Source organism: Tropicimonas isoalkanivorans, from assembly GCF_900112335.1.
GTDB classification, from domain to species: Bacteria; Pseudomonadota; Alphaproteobacteria; order Rhodobacterales; family Rhodobacteraceae; genus Tropicimonas; species Tropicimonas isoalkanivorans.
In genome coordinates this window covers 1-13077 of sequence record NZ_FOLG01000009.1, presented here as the reverse complement: position 1 = coordinate 13077, position 13077 = coordinate 1, and the positions used below count along the sequence as shown (strand labels likewise).

The window sequence follows — 13077 nt, the reverse complement described above, 5'->3', positions numbered from 1 at the left end:
TGAACTGAAGATAGGCCGCCTGCCATCGGTTGCGAAGGGGGCAGAGTGCGGCCGGGACGTGGCGGAATTGATTAACGCAAGGCGGAAGGCTCAAGCGAGTAGCTGCGTGCCGTCATGTCCGGCTATCTGGGCCGAGACGATCCTTCCTTCCGGTTGATCGGCGGTAAAGGCGACTTCTGCGAAATGTTCGGTGCGCCCCATCCGTGGGGCCTCCAGAAGCACGCGGTGCGTTTGACCGATCTGCCGGACGAGATGGCGGGCAACCTGTGCATCGCCCGCCTCGCGTAGGCGGGCGGCACGTTCCCTGATATGTGTCCCATGGACCTGGGGCATCCGCGCCGCCGGCGTGCCGCGTCGCGGGGAGTATGGGAAGACGTGAAGCCATGTCAGATCGCATTCGCGCACCAGATCGAGGGAGCGCGTAAACATCTCGTCGGTTTCGGTCGGGAAGCCGGCGATGATGTCCGCCCCGAACGTCATGTCGGGGCGCAATCCACGCGCCTCCTCGCAGAAACGGATGGCGTCCTCTCGGGCATGGCGGCGTTTCATGCGTTTGAGAACCATGTTGTCGCCGGCCTGCAGGGACAGATGTAGGTGGGGCATCAACCGCGTTTCCGTGGCGATAGCTTCCATGAGCGCCGCGTCTGCTTCGATAGAATCGATGGAAGAAATGCGCAGGCGCGGCAAATCGGGGACGAGCTTCAGGATACGCAGGACGAGGTCGCCCAATCGCGGCTGCGCCGGGAGGTCCGCGCCCCAGGAGGTGAGGTCGACGCCGGTCAAGACGACCTCGTTGTAGCCGCGCTCGACGAGGCGCTTGATCTGGTCCACAACGACGCCTGCCGGGACCGACCGGGAATTTCCGCGACCGAACGGAATGATGCAGAATGTGCAGCGGTGGTCGCAGCCATTCTGAACCTGGACATAGGCGCGCGACCGGGTGCCAAAACCGTCGATCAGGTGGCCCGCGGTTTCCCGCACGGACATGATGTCGTCTACCTGCACCTTCTCGGTTTCGCCCACGAAATCGGGGCCCGCCATGCGACGCCATGTGTCTGCGCGCATTTTCTCCGCGTTGCCGATAACGCGGTCGACCTCGCTCATCGCGGCGAAAGTCTGCGGCTCCGTCTGCGCGGCGCAGCCTGTCACGACGAGGGTCGCGTCGGGATGTTCGCGGCGCAGGCGCCGGATCTCCTGCCGCGCCTTGCGAACGGCCTCTGCCGTGACGGCGCAGGTGTTGACGACGACGGTTTGACCGAGACCGGCGTTGGCCGCGAGCTCTTTCATCGCTTCGGTCTCGTAGGCGTTCAGACGGCAGCCAAGCGTGGCAAAAATCGGGGGCGCGTCGCTCATTTGGCGGCCCCGGTGAGAAAAGCAGAGGTGAGGGTGCCGTCGAAGACGTGGGCGGTGGGACCGGTCATGTGCACACCGTCGTCGCGCCAGTCGATGTCGATCGTCCCGCCGTCGAGGTCGATCCGCACATGACGGCCTGTCAGACCGCGGCGCGCGGCGGCGACGGCCGTGGCGCAGGAGGAGGAGCCCGATGCCAGCGTGACGCCGGTCCCGCGTTCCCACACGCGCATCCGCAGATGGTCGGGGCCGATGAGATGTGCGACCTGGACGTTCGTGCGCTCGGGGAACAGTGGATGGTGCTCGTGTTCAGGACCAAAGGTAGCCAAGTCGACTGCCTCCGCATCCTCCACGAAGAATGTGCAATGCGGGTTGCCCATGCCGGTGCCGGTGGGGGCGCCCGGTAGGGGCAGTTCCAGCGTGTCCATCGCGCGCGCAAGCGGCACGTCGGCCCAGCCGAGCATCGGCTGGCCCATGTTGACCCGGGTCTGGCCGTCGCCTGCGTCTTCGCACTGCAGGACGCCCCGCTCGGTGCGCAGCGAAATTGCGGTGCGCCCGGTCTCCACCATCAGGTGACGGGCGACGCAGCGCGTTGCGTTTCCGCACGTGGCCGACAGCGATCCGTCGGCGTTGTAGAAGGTCAGACGCGCGTCGGCCTGGGTGTCGGTCTCGATAAGTGCGAGCTGGTCGAACCCCACACCACGATGGCGGTCTCCAATCGCACGCACGACGTGGGGCGACACCACGCCGCTGCCGCTCCGCTGGTCTATGACCACGAAGTCGTTGCCGAGGCCATGCATCTTGAAGAATCGCAGGCCGGAGGAAGAAGGTGCATCGCGCATGATGCGGGCCATATACGCAGGTCCGTGAGGGTTTTGAAGAGCAAGTGACTTTTCCGCTTGACCATGCGGACAAGGTTTCTTAATCACCGGGCCTCGGATGGGCCGTTAGCTCAGTTGGTAGAGCAACTGACTTTTAATCAGTGGGTCACAGGTTCGAATCCTGTACGGCTCACCACTGAACATCAGTTTTCCTTTCCTTTAAGGGACTTGGTGTCGATATTGGCGAACCAATCAGGAAAGTTCGCCAGATTTTGTTCTCCATTCGGACGTGCGAGCAGCTTCTCGAAAGCTGAATCAGCCAATCCTTCGCGTTCTGCCGCAGCCGTGTAGTGCTGTACAAGCGCCAGCGTCTTGTGACCGGTCACCGACGCGATCTGGTTCGTGGTCGCTCCTGCCTCCGCGAGTCGCCGCGCACAGGCCTTCCGCAGGCCGTGAGAGGAGCAGGCGGGCAAATCCGCCTCCCGGGTCCAGCGCTGCATGAGATTGCCCAGGCCGGCCGCTGTGCGCGCCGTACCGCGCCTCGTGGAGATGTAGGGCCGGTCGGTCGGCAGCTTGGCCAGGACCGCTGCCAGGTCCGGATGCACGGGAATCGAGATCAGGCGTCCGTTGGTCTTCTTCGTCTTCTGGCGACGGTACTGAAATCGCCCATCCTTGATGTTCCAGGGGCCAAGCTGCACCGCATCCACGCGGGCCGCTCCGGTGTAGGCCATCAGCGTCATCACCCTGTGCGCCTCAGTGCCCTCAGGATGCGTCTGGATGAATTTTGCGATCTCCGCCTCGGTCCAGGTGTGGAAGCCCTCTGTGGCGATCTTGTAGGGCTTCGTGGCGCGTGCCGGGTTGTCGGTCCGCCATTCCAGCGTGATCGCGTAGTCCAGGAGCTGGATCAGCCTCTTGCGCAGGTTATTGGCCGCTGCAGGCGTGTCCGCCTTGGCAGCCAGAAGGTCCTGCACATGACGGAGCTGCATCAGGTGCACGGGCTTGTCGCCGTGCTGCTGGCGGAAGCTCTCGACCACGCCGCGGTAAACGCGCTGCGTCGATGCCTCGAGCGCCAGGAAGTCCTGCGACCGGTACCATTTCGAGATGAGCAGCCCGACACTGCCGGGTTTCGCGCGGCCGGCGCCGACGCCTCCGCGCGTCCGGTGTCCCTCCAGCGCGGCCTCGTATCGCCGGATGAAATCCTCGGAGCCGTAATCCGATCCAAGCTCGGCCGAGAAGCCGCCCTTGCGAAAGCGCCACCGGCGCTTGCCGTGCCGGTCGAAATAGGAGGTCGCGCCGGGATACTGGCGGCTCCGTTTCAGGCCTGATCCCACGGGTTGTCCTCCTCCTGCGCCTTCGGCGTGGCCGTGTAGATGACGACGGTGCCATCACGGCTGATCTCTGAACGCCCGATGGGGATCCCGGCATCCCGATACGCCTTCAGGTATCGGGTCAGCTCGGATTGCGTGATGCGTGCCTTCTCTGCCGCCATCTTCGCCTCCTCAGGCTCTCTGGTCAGCCTGGGGCCGCCCCGGCATCAGCAGTGCCTCGATCTGCTCCGGAGACAGGAGCATCAGGTTGCCGAGCTGGTAGTAGTTACCGGTCTCACGCGCCCTCGTGCGGATGAGGCGCGGCGACACCCGCACACCGTGCTCGAGCAACTGCTTCGCCCAGTTCTCCGGGGTTTTCCCTTCCATCAAGAGTTCCGACATCGGTGCCTCCGGTTTCATACGCTGTCGGGCTGATGCTACCAGCCAAATGCACGGCTTCACAGGCTTTCTTTTTTCGGGCACAATTGCCGGAACGATTGTTCCTATCCTGCGAGGCCGTGACAATGGCGTTCAAGTTCACCCCGGTCGACCCGGACGAGTATGCCCGTGCTTTCGAGGAAGAGGAGGAAGCCCAAAGCCAGGAAGAGGCCCTGGCGGCCGCGCTCGCGGTGGAGCCCCACGCCAACCTCGAACGCTTCAGGAAGAAGCGAGGCTTCACGAAGACCGAGATGGCGGAGATGATGGATATCACGCCACGGAGCTACTACGCCTATGAAAGCGGGAAGCGATCGATTCCGACCGAGGCGCTGGTTCGCCTCAACATGTACACCGGCGTTGATCTGAACGAGATCCTGACCGGCCGCCCTTCAAGCGAAGGGTATGAGCGGGTCGTGTCCACGACGATCTGGATGCTTCGCGTTCTCCTGACCGACTACAAGGGCATACCCCTTTCGAGGCAGGAAAAGATCATCAATGAAACGATCGGCTATGCGCAGGAGCGCGGGCTCATGATCGACAAGCGTCTGGTCGATGAGATGGTCGCGAGGGAGATGGTGTACAAGTTCCATCCGGAGAACATCCCGGCACCGCCTGACCCAGAAGCCTATGAGGATAGTCAGTTCGAACAGTATGAGCGTGACGAGGCGGCTTGGCAGAAGCACGTCGATGAGGGACTCGAGGGGCGTAGGTGGCCGCGTTAAGCTACGGGCGCCGCGCTACTGAAGCTGCCTAGCAGATGAGGAGGATTTGCTCGTCTTCCAAGGCGCATTGTTCCTGGCTTGGCCTACAGTCAATGTCAGCCTTGTGCGGTCACTCAAGCGAGCCTCAGCATGACTGCACCCGCCTGGACGACACGAAGGGCGGGAAGCAGCCTGACGGCGGCGCCGCACGGTAGCTTCAGTGAAGCCGGAGAGCGGTCCCTCAAGTAGCACGCGGCGAGGTGGGCGTGAGCGCCACTTTCCTGTGGATTGACAAGGTGTCAACACTGCCTTGTGGCTTAACTATGCCGCCAATTCGTATTGCAGAACACGGTTGCCAATGGACTGAACTGTATCGAGCGCAAGGAGGCGCAATTCTTCTTGAACGGCCTGCTGTTCAAGGTCTTCCAGCGCCTCGCTGATGTTGGCTTGCTGTTGTTCAGAAACTTGCGGGTCATCCTTCGGCGGGCGATGCAGGATCATCTCATGTGCTCTAGCCAAGATTTTGTGCGGCTCCCGATCTCGCTCGACCTTTAGGTCCCATAGACGCCGCTTGATCAGATGCACCGAGTTCGTGATGGCGCCAGCTTTCAGTGTCCCGAAATTGGCGACCAGCCTAGGTCCCGCGAAATCAACGACGACGCGGTGGCTTCCACCCTTGGAGCGCCGGGCACGCGCTTCTCTAATGTCAGTGCTGAAATACTCGCCGAAGCCTTCGCGTTGGGATTTGACGAAATCGCATACCAAAAAGGGAAGACGGTCTCCTGCCCGTTGGCCCTCGGCATCACCTACCGCCAAGATAGTCGAGGACTGCACATCATGGCTGGTGCGAGGTGAATACAAAGACGAGAGCGCAGCCATCCAGCTTTGGGTCAAAGCCTCTAAGCTAGTTCCTTCTGCCTCCCGACACCTTCCAATTGTAACACCGGAAACCGGAGGGTCAGGGGAGAACAGCGCCGCAATCGACCGCTCCGCTAGGTCCTCACGCAAGCACATGCCAGCCAAGGTAATTGCGTTGACGATGGTGGGCGCGTTCTCGCCGTAGAAGCATGTCAGCTTGTCATGGTTGTTCGCAAGCTCGACGTGAAATCCAGTGGCATTCGCTGCAGCAACACCAATAACAAATCTCTCATCAGATCCTGAAATTGGCTCAAGCAGGATCGGTGCCCAATGAGCGCGGACGCTCTCCTTCAGTGATGGGAAGCGGCTGGTGTCCAGGTTAAGGGTCATAACATCACCGGCACATTAAGCGCTTTGCTGGCATGGAAAGTGACCTGAGCGCTGCGCTGCGTCAGGAACTGCTTCAGCGCGTCAACATAATCCATCGGCATCAGATCCACCACGCGGCTGGAGTTAGTGGGTTCCTCGGCATCAAACCCTGCCAGCACAGCCTCGACCGCTTGCGCTTCTGTGCGTCGTGTATCCTTTTGATCTGCACTCAGGAAAGGAGTCATCCACTCGGATAGCCGACTGGCAAACTCTTTGGCGGGGTCGAGATCAGATGGCCCCCAAGTCGGTCCAGTGAAGCAATGGCCGTGATCAATCAGCCAAGTATCCCCGACACTGCCGAAAAGAAGATTGCCGCAATGTCGGTCAATGTTGGCAATCCACGCGTCAAATGCATACAGTTTGCCTAAGTCTGGCCATTTCGAGACTTGGTCGATGATGGCACGTTGACCAATCGGTGTAGACGCGCGAAGCCGAAATGTGACGTTCGGCACCTTCACATCGGTGCTGACGAAAACCAAACGGGAACCATCGGGCAATGCTGGTGCCTTGTTCACGCTCAGTATGTCGGGACGGACCAACCCAAGGAAACTGTCGGGGATGGGTAGGCCAAGCCAACGGGCCAGGCAGAAGGCGAGTAGCTCGTTGCAGAGCTGGATCAGATCGAGATCCTTGATTATTGCCTGCCTTATCTCACCGCCATGCAGCAAAACCTGCCCACGATACGTCTCGTTGACGTTGCCTTCCGTGAAGCCTTCAGCCCCAAGCAACACTGTTGCGAAGTTGATTTCCGCCATGCCGCCCCAGCGCGATAGGTTGATTTTGTCACTAAGTATGCAGGTAAACCGCTAAAGCCCGAGGCGGGCAACTAAAAACGGACCAAGGCGCCCCAGGCCTAGCTGCCAGCGACATTGCTGCGATGCGTGCGGAGGCAGTCTAAACCGCTTTGAAGAAAATAGGTCGCGGCGCGGCTAGCGTCTTAGTCACATGGATGAGAACAAAGACTTGGTGGGTCTGTGTGAAGGACTCAGCGACGCACTCATGGCGGTCGCCGTTCCGGTCCACCAGGACAAGAGACCTTTGCCCGGAAGACCTTTGGCCGTTGATCGGTATCAGTGCGCCGATATCATCGTCGGGCGTGTAGAAAGGCTTCCAGTCGTGATCGCCGAAAATTGTTGTGAAGCTATCGGATTGAACAGGACGTCGCAGGGTGGCGCGGAAGCCATCGCCCTCAACGAATTCGGGCATGTTCAGCACCACGACTGCGCAAGCGCGATGATTCTTGGATACGTACTGTCGCACGCACGCATAAATCGACGCATCGAACTTCTTCGATAGCTTGACAGGCGTCCAGATACTGAACTTTTCGCCCTCGGCTATGTCGCGAAAGCTGTCGAGTTGGAATAGGACTTCGGCAGCGAAGACGTTGGCTTCACGATCAAAAAGCTCAGCCGCATCAGGATCCAGAGCATTCTCACAATCCTCGACCAAAGCATACATCGAACGTTGCCATGGCATGAAGCCGTGTCCGGACTCGTGCAGTCGCACGAAGCGCTTTTTCACCGCCATCATTGTTTGATCCAGGAAGAGCAGACCGGCGCTGGCGTGAAACAGACCCATCACTTTGCCCAAAGCCCGTTTGAGGGCACCGCCCGCCTGCTCAGTACTTGACCGAAGCTTGTCGATGAAACTGGGGTTGAGGACGTCTTCCTTGACCTCTTTAACCTTTGCAACCGTCATGATCGCCTCAACGGGCGTCGGGAAGACCCCGAGCGCGCCCGCTTCTCGCAGCGCGCGCTCGGCCTCAGCGCGAACGCGGGCGAGCTGACTTGGGGTTAAGCTACAGTCGTCCGGTCGCCGCATGATCAGCCCTTCTTGGTGCGTAGGTATGCGAGGTAGTCCAAGAGGGCGGCTTCCTCATCGGCCGTTAGATTATCTACCGCGAACGTTGCGGCACGCCCATGTTTGACGTCGGCAGGGCGTTGGGCCGATGGCACGATATAGCCTGCTCGCTCCATCAGCGTCTCGTAAGGGACCGCCAAGACGGTAGAGAGGGCGTATAGAATGTGCGGAGAGGGTTTGGTGATTTTTCCGCTCTCCAATTGGCTTAAGTAGGCATTCGAAATCTCCTTGCCGGTCGCCTCCTCGACATCGCGTTGCGACATCTGAAGATCGGTACGGGCCTTTTTTATGATCTGGCCAAGGTTGGTCGGCCGGACGTTTTGATCAGTTTCACCATCGGTCATGCGGGCTCCTCCGCGATCCGGACACGGAGTCCGGTGTATAGATTATCGGCCACGTCGATAAGTCCGTCAAGCGAGCAAAGTTAGTGCTTGACAGACTTAGCATGCATTCCCATTTTAGCTGCATCGGCGATTGGCCGGAAAAATTGGAGTGTGAAATGACTGAGTTGAGCGAAGACGCCGCGGATCGCGATAAGCGCCGCCGCATCGAGGTTGCGGATGAGACCCTGACCTACCGAAACGTGCTGATCGACGACCTGACGCCGACCGGCGCCCAGCTGGCCGCTGCGGCTGGCTTCAAGCCGAAGCAGCACGCCGTTGTGCTGCAGGTGCTTGCGAACGGCGAGCTTGAGGATGTTCGCCCGAGCGAGACCGTTGACCTGAAACGTATCGATGGCCGGTTCGTGATCGTCGAGACTGATCGCGACTACTTCATCACGATCGACGGTCAGCGCTTCCAGTGGCCTTGCCGTATCGTCTCGGGCGCCATCGTTCGCCAGCTCGGGCAGCTGCCCGCAGGCGTCGCGGTCTACCTCGAGCGTGTTGATGAACCCGATCGCGAGATAGGTGATCAGGACCTGGTCGATCTGGACGGGTGCGGGGTCGAGGCGTTCGTAGGCCGGAAGCCGTCCTGGAAGCTCAATATTCAGGGTGTGACCATCGTGTCCAACACGCCGACCATCGTCGTGAGCGACGCGATGATCAAGGCCGGCTTCGATGTCGCCCAAAGCTGGCACATTTTCTTGAAGGTCGCTGGTCAGGCGAAGCGCGAAGTCGCGTTGACCGATGTTGTCGATCTGCGCACCCCGGGCATCGAGAAGATCCGACTGACGCCGAAGGAAGTTAACAATGGCGAGGCGCCTCTGGCGCCTCGCCGGGACTTCGACGTGCTGGAGGTGGATGAAGCCTATCTCGATTGCACCGGCTATGAGTGGGAGACCGTGAATGACGGGGGCAGGCGTTGGCTGGTCATCCACCACTATCCCGTTCCGGCCGGATTCAGCGCTACTCAGACGCGCCTCGCCCTTGAGATCCCGCCGACTTACCCGGCAGCCCAGATCGATATGTTTTACACCTATCCGGCGCTTGCGCTCGTGTCGGGCCGCGCGATCGATTGCACTCACATTCCGGCAACGATTCTGGGTGTTCCCTACAATGGCTGGTCGCGCCATCGTGGGCCGGGTTCGGAGTGGAATCCTTCGTCCGACAATGTCGTCACGCATCTGGCGCTCGTCGAGTCGGCGCTCTGCAAGGAGGTCGGGGAATGATGCCGACCTGGACGCTCAGCTTCGCCGGAGCGACGCGTGATTGTGTCCGTCGGCATCTCTTCCCTGGCGATGGCTGTGAAGCTGCGGCAATTCTTGTCTGTGCCCGCGTGCCGGGCCCTCGTCAGCGCCTGCTCGTCCGCAAAGCAGTCCTCGTGCCTTATGAGGACTGCGCGCTGCGTGAACCCGACCGCATCGTTTGGCCTGGTCTTTGGATCGAAGAGGCGATCGATCTGGCCGAGGCGGAGAATCTGTCCCTCATCTTGATCCATTCCCATCCTGGCGGCCTGTTCGACTTCTCCGAAGCTGACGACAAAAGCGACGCTCGGGTGATGCCTGGCCTGTTTGAGGCCCTCGGCTCGCTTCACGGTTCCGCCATCATGATCCCGGATGGGCGGGTGCGCGGGCGCCTGTACGCCCAGGACGGAACGTGCTGGCCAATCAATCTCGTGTCAGTGATCGGTGATGACATCGACCTAATCTGGACTGGCGAACATCCACCATCCAAATTCGCTGATCGGCCCGTCGCATTCACAAGCGGTATGACCCGTGAGCTGGGGCGCCTGCGTGCTGTGGTGATCGGGGTGTCGGGCACTGGCTCGATCATAGGTGAGCAAGCCGCCCGTCTGGGCTTCGGCAGAGTTGACCTGATCGACTTCGACCGCATCGAACCCCACAATTTGAATCGAATTTTGAACGCCACCCGGGCTGATGCCGAGGAGCGTCGGCTCAAGGTCGAAATGTTCGCTTCCGCCGTCGCAAGTTATCGCGGCGAAGGTGTCGCGATGGCCATACCGGCATCCATCACGAGCCGGGAGGCGGTGCTGTCGGCCAGTCAGGCCGATGTGCTATTCTGCTGCGTTGATACGCTTGAAGCTCGCCAGATGGCCGACTTCATCGCCCAAGCGTTCTTGCTTCCACTCTTCGATATGGGCGTGGTGATCCCACTCCGCAAAGCTACACGAGGAATGGCGATCGCAGATGTATGCGGTCGTGTGGATTACGTTCAGCCAGGCGGTTCCACGCTACGTGATCGTCAAGTGTACTCACCCACCAGCTTACGCGCTGAGTACCTGCGCCACACTGCTCCTGGTGCGCACCAACACGAACTCGAAGCGGGTTACATCAAAGGCATGATCGAAGAGGCCCCGTCAGTGATTACGCTTAATATGCGGGTCGCGACGGCAGCGATGAATGAGTTCATTGCGCGCGCTTATCCTTTCCGCTTGGACCCCAACGGTAATTATGCCCGCACAGAGTTCAGCTTGGCTGCGGGTGAAGAAGAGTTCACTGCGGAAGCAGCATTTCCCAGATCCAATCTTGACCTCTTCGCGCGCGGTAATATGGAGCCGCTGCTTGGCCTTCCAATACTTAAGCCGCGGAGGGCGGATTGATGATGGACATTCGGAAGTGGTGGCGCGACGTTTGGGCACGGTTCGGACCCGCGCGGCGATTGATCATAATTGAAGGGGACAGTCTGCCTCAGTCCATGCCGCGTCGTGATCTCGTGCTGGCGCGCGAAGACGGTGAAGACTGGTGTGTCGGCATGCGCTGCCCTTGTGGTTGCGGTGACATCATCGAACTCCTAATCATCGCTGAGGCCAAGCCTCGCTGGGACGTTAGACTTGACCGAGAGAACAGGCCGACATTGTCACCCTCCGTGTGGCGCACGACTGGATGCCGGTCGCACTTTTGGATGCGGCGAGGTCGGGTTCAGTGGTGCGATTAGCCACGCCAGAGCTCGCTCCTATTAGGGTGCAGGCGCCGCGAGCTGCAATTGTGTCCCAAATACGGAGCATCGCGCGGACGAATTTCTGCGCCACCCGTCGAACGACAGTGTCCGGGCGCGCCGCGCAGCATTCAGTTCGCCGCATCCATCTCGTTAGATTGGGCTGAGCAGCGATGCGAAGTAGTCGAAATCATCCGCCGCCCTCTCTAGCATCGAGCGATGCTGTAGGCTCAGGTACTCCGCAAAGGCTCGGGCTTGGCAGTTGACTTGTTTTTCGGGATTGAACTCAATGTCCGTGAAGGCCTCATAAGGCACCTTCCTACGGATCCAGTCGCTGTGCGCCACCAATGACCGAATATACAGCCAGTCATAGAATGCGTTCTTGGGTGACAGCGGGAAGTCCCGATCGAACAAGTGAAACCGGATGAGATCGCCTTGGGCATTCTCGCGTATGAACCGCTTGGCCTCTCGCGGCGCGAAGCTCACGATCTCCGTAAATGTGCCGGATTCCCTGAACACCTTCGACCCCTGATACACGCTCTCAAGCGGCAGCATCTGCCCGCCTATGTCGATTTTCAGGCTGAATGCGCTGAGCTTCCGGCCTAGTTCCTCGTCGGACTTTGAAGATATTTCCAAGAGGCCGTCTATGCCCGCCCGGCAGGCAGCATCGTGCAGCGCCCGGACGTTCTTTTTCTTCTGGATTTCTGCAAACCCAGATGACCAGGGGAAGTCAAAACTCCGCTCTCTAACCAGAAGCGGGCCGTCCTCGGTTGGCAGGAACACGGGGCGCGTTGCCATCAAAACACCTTGGGGATGAGAGCAACAGGAACGTGGTTTGGGATTAAAAGTTCCATCTTCTCCGCCTCTCTCAGTCGGCTGTTGATTTCCGGGTTCCGCCAATCCGTCTGCGCGTAAAGAACCTCCAGGTCCATGTACTGGATAGCGTCCGCAAGATCACGGATTTGAACATCGTTCTTGTTCGCTACGCCAAATGCCACCCTGACGCCGGGGAGTCTGAGTACTTCTGTACTGATCCCTAAGTATCGGGGATTGGGTAGCCGACCATCTCGATTTGCTAGGAACTTCATAGGGTGGTTCCTGGTGAAACACAGGCTGACGTAGTCGGAGATTCCTCGATGATCATCCAGACTGTGGCTTAGATTGTTCCCTCCTGTGGCCGCAGGCCACCACCCGCCGGCGCGCATTCGGTTCTTTGAAAGCAGACCGTGCTTTCCGATTGACTTGAAATTCGCCTCGTCTGTGAAGTGGTAGACATAACGATGATGGGTGCTGGCATTGATGTACTTCACCAATTGGTCGATTGTCACTTGTTCCCCCGGCCGTTCTGTCTTCTTCAGCATACGGGATTCCGGTGCCGCAGATCAAATCCAAACCCCCTCCCAGCCGCCGCCGACCGATGGCACAGCTTACGCCGGTGCTCAGAACGCTGCGCTCCGCTTTCTTAAGATAATGGATGCTCAGAAGTTTGAGGAATGATGGGGATTGAACCTGCGGACTTGAGCGTCTGCTTTGTCCCGCATCTCTACCATCTTGGCCGGGTCTTTGCTACGGTGCATGACGAATGGCCGCTTTCAGGAATGCGGCAGTGCAGCATTTGTCGAGGGCGACCGGCGGCTATGGGCCTAGGGTCAGGACCCATTGATTTCCGGGTAGGGGCGTGATTCACGGTCCGAAAACCGAGCGGTGAACATGTCTGATCTTTTCTGGCTGACGGATGCGCAGATGGCGCGTCTTGAGCCTTTCTTCCCAAAGTCCCATGGCAAGCCTCGCGTCGATGACAAGCGTGTTTTGAGCGGGATTATCTTCATCAATCGCAATGGCTTACGATGGCGAGATGCGCCGAGGGAATATGGCCCGCACAAAACGCTCTACAACCGTTGGAAGCGTTGGAGCGATAAAGGCATCTTTGCCCAGATGATGGTCGGCTTGGCCGCTGATCACGGCGAGCAGACGACGG

General features: G+C 59.8%; 16 protein-coding genes and 1 tRNA gene. 6 read left to right on the top strand and 11 right to left on the bottom strand.

Translation table 11 applies throughout. From position 1 onward, the window contains the following. Positions 1-90 precede the first annotated feature (90 nt). Positions 91-1353 carry a tRNA (N(6)-L-threonylcarbamoyladenosine(37)-C(2))-methylthiotransferase MtaB gene (mtaB, locus tag BM075_RS14410; RefSeq protein WP_093361401.1) on the bottom strand — a complete coding sequence of 421 codons (1263 nt, stop codon included), beginning with the start codon at positions 1351-1353 and terminating at the stop codon, positions 91-93. After that, entirely contained in the window at positions 1350-2204 is an 855-nt protein-coding gene (gene dapF, locus BM075_RS14405; protein ID WP_245758858.1) for a diaminopimelate epimerase, read from the bottom strand. The genes mtaB and dapF overlap by 4 nt, the downstream gene beginning before the upstream one ends. 87 nt (positions 2205-2291) lie before the next feature. On the opposite strand from dapF, the gene BM075_RS14400 reads away from it, so the two are divergent. Then, a tRNA-Lys gene (locus BM075_RS14400) sits at positions 2292-2367 on the top strand. 7 nt (positions 2368-2374) lie between these two features. On the opposite strand, the gene BM075_RS14395 is transcribed toward BM075_RS14400, so the two are convergent. Genes BM075_RS14395 through BM075_RS14390 form a run of 3 tightly spaced genes read right to left on the bottom strand, consistent with a single transcriptional unit; the run spans position 2375 to position 3880 of the window. Further along, positions 2375-3502 (bottom strand): tyrosine-type recombinase/integrase, encoded by a 1128-nt coding sequence (locus tag BM075_RS14395; RefSeq protein ID WP_093361400.1) that lies wholly within the window; start codon positions 3500-3502, stop codon positions 2375-2377. Beyond that, a complete protein-coding gene (locus tag BM075_RS24450; RefSeq protein WP_158965043.1) occupies positions 3487-3660 on the bottom strand; it encodes a hypothetical protein in 174 nt (57 codons plus the stop codon). Before BM075_RS24450 ends, BM075_RS14395 begins: the two co-directional genes overlap by 16 nt. Positions 3661-3670: 10 nt before the next feature. Beyond that, positions 3671-3880: a hypothetical protein gene (locus BM075_RS14390; RefSeq protein WP_088652986.1), complete on the bottom strand. Its 210-nt coding sequence runs from the start codon at positions 3878-3880 to the stop codon at positions 3671-3673. A 122-nt stretch (positions 3881-4002) separates the two neighbouring features. On the opposite strand from BM075_RS14390, the gene BM075_RS14385 reads away from it, so the two are divergent. Next, positions 4003-4638, top strand: coding sequence for a helix-turn-helix domain-containing protein (locus BM075_RS14385; protein WP_177208360.1), 636 nt, complete (start codon positions 4003-4005; stop codon positions 4636-4638). Positions 4639-4938: 300 nt separating this feature from the next. Here the strand turns inward: BM075_RS14385 and BM075_RS14380 are convergent, their stop codons facing one another. The 4 genes from BM075_RS14380 to BM075_RS14365 form a co-directional block, all read right to left on the bottom strand. Further along, the gene (locus BM075_RS14380; RefSeq protein WP_093361398.1) at positions 4939-5865 is read right to left on the bottom strand and encodes a hypothetical protein; all 927 of its coding nucleotides are present in this window, start codon (positions 5863-5865) and stop codon (positions 4939-4941) included. Beyond that, positions 5862-6659: a HipA family kinase gene (locus tag BM075_RS14375; RefSeq protein ID WP_093361397.1), complete on the bottom strand. Its 798-nt coding sequence runs from the start codon at positions 6657-6659 to the stop codon at positions 5862-5864. The genes BM075_RS14380 and BM075_RS14375 overlap by 4 nt, the downstream gene beginning before the upstream one ends. Before the next feature lie 139 nt (positions 6660-6798). Next, entirely contained in the window at positions 6799-7725 is a 927-nt protein-coding gene (locus BM075_RS14370) for an ImmA/IrrE family metallo-endopeptidase (RefSeq protein WP_093361396.1), read from the bottom strand. 2 nt (positions 7726-7727) lie between these two features. Beyond that, the gene (locus BM075_RS14365; protein ID WP_093361395.1) at positions 7728-8108 is read right to left on the bottom strand and encodes a helix-turn-helix domain-containing protein; all 381 of its coding nucleotides are present in this window, start codon (positions 8106-8108) and stop codon (positions 7728-7730) included. Positions 8109-8209: 101 nt separating this feature from the next. On the opposite strand from BM075_RS14365, the gene BM075_RS14360 reads away from it, so the two are divergent. Genes BM075_RS14360 through BM075_RS25190 form a run of 3 tightly spaced genes read left to right on the top strand, consistent with a single transcriptional unit; the run spans position 8210 to position 11099 of the window. After that, entirely contained in the window at positions 8210-9373 is a 1164-nt protein-coding gene (locus BM075_RS14360; RefSeq protein WP_218152860.1) for a multiubiquitin domain-containing protein, read from the top strand. Continuing rightward, complete coding sequence (locus BM075_RS14355) at positions 9370-10764, top strand: ThiF family adenylyltransferase (RefSeq protein WP_093361393.1); 1395 nt, start codon at positions 9370-9372, stop codon at positions 10762-10764. The genes BM075_RS14360 and BM075_RS14355 overlap by 4 nt, the downstream gene beginning before the upstream one ends. After that, positions 10764-11099: a ubiquitination-like system serine protease family protein gene (locus BM075_RS25190; protein WP_425445196.1), complete on the top strand. Its 336-nt coding sequence runs from the start codon at positions 10764-10766 to the stop codon at positions 11097-11099. Before BM075_RS14355 ends, BM075_RS25190 begins: the two co-directional genes overlap by 1 nt. 153 nt (positions 11100-11252) lie before the next feature. On the opposite strand, the gene BM075_RS14345 is transcribed toward BM075_RS25190, so the two are convergent. Next, on the bottom strand, positions 11253-11897 hold the full coding sequence (locus BM075_RS14345; protein ID WP_093361392.1) for a DarT1-associated NADAR antitoxin family protein: 645 nt from the start codon (positions 11895-11897) through the stop codon (positions 11253-11255). Next, positions 11897-12460, bottom strand: coding sequence for a DarT ssDNA thymidine ADP-ribosyltransferase family protein (locus BM075_RS14340; protein ID WP_093361391.1), 564 nt, complete (start codon positions 12458-12460; stop codon positions 11897-11899). Before BM075_RS14340 ends, BM075_RS14345 begins: the two co-directional genes overlap by 1 nt. Positions 12461-12809: 349 nt before the next feature. Between BM075_RS14340 and BM075_RS14335 the strand changes: the two genes are divergently transcribed. Continuing rightward, positions 12810-13077: transposase (locus BM075_RS14335; RefSeq protein ID WP_143089878.1), on the top strand; the 268-nt coding region annotated here is incomplete at its 3' end.

Excerpts from the sequence above, each read along its gene's own strand:
- mtaB (WP_093361401.1), bottom strand. The coding sequence starts at position 1,353 with ATGAGCGACGCGCCCCCGATTTTTGCCACGCTTGGCTGCCGTCTGAAC.
- dapF (WP_245758858.1), bottom strand. The coding sequence starts at position 2,204 with ATGGCCCGCATCATGCGCGATGCACCTTCTTCCTCCGGCCTGCGATTC.
- BM075_RS24450 (WP_158965043.1), bottom strand. The coding sequence starts at position 3,660 with ATGGCGGCAGAGAAGGCACGCATCACGCAATCCGAGCTGACCCGATAC.
- BM075_RS14390 (WP_088652986.1), bottom strand. The coding sequence starts at position 3,880 with ATGTCGGAACTCTTGATGGAAGGGAAAACCCCGGAGAACTGGGCGAAG.
- BM075_RS14385 (WP_177208360.1), top strand. The coding sequence starts at position 4,003 with ATGGCGTTCAAGTTCACCCCGGTCGACCCGGACGAGTATGCCCGTGCT.
- BM075_RS14380 (WP_093361398.1), bottom strand. The coding sequence starts at position 5,865 with ATGACCCTTAACCTGGACACCAGCCGCTTCCCATCACTGAAGGAGAGC.
- BM075_RS14375 (WP_093361397.1), bottom strand. The coding sequence starts at position 6,659 with ATGGCGGAAATCAACTTCGCAACAGTGTTGCTTGGGGCTGAAGGCTTC.
- BM075_RS14370 (WP_093361396.1), bottom strand. The coding sequence starts at position 7,725 with ATGCGGCGACCGGACGACTGTAGCTTAACCCCAAGTCAGCTCGCCCGC.
- BM075_RS14365 (WP_093361395.1), bottom strand. The coding sequence starts at position 8,108 with ATGACCGATGGTGAAACTGATCAAAACGTCCGGCCGACCAACCTTGGC.
- BM075_RS14360 (WP_218152860.1), top strand. The coding sequence starts at position 8,210 with ATGCATTCCCATTTTAGCTGCATCGGCGATTGGCCGGAAAAATTGGAG.
- BM075_RS14355 (WP_093361393.1), top strand. The coding sequence starts at position 9,370 with ATGATGCCGACCTGGACGCTCAGCTTCGCCGGAGCGACGCGTGATTGT.
- BM075_RS25190 (WP_425445196.1), top strand. The coding sequence starts at position 10,764 with ATGATGGACATTCGGAAGTGGTGGCGCGACGTTTGGGCACGGTTCGGA.
- BM075_RS14345 (WP_093361392.1), bottom strand. The coding sequence starts at position 11,897 with ATGGCAACGCGCCCCGTGTTCCTGCCAACCGAGGACGGCCCGCTTCTG.
- BM075_RS14340 (WP_093361391.1), bottom strand. The coding sequence starts at position 12,460 with ATGCTGAAGAAGACAGAACGGCCGGGGGAACAAGTGACAATCGACCAA.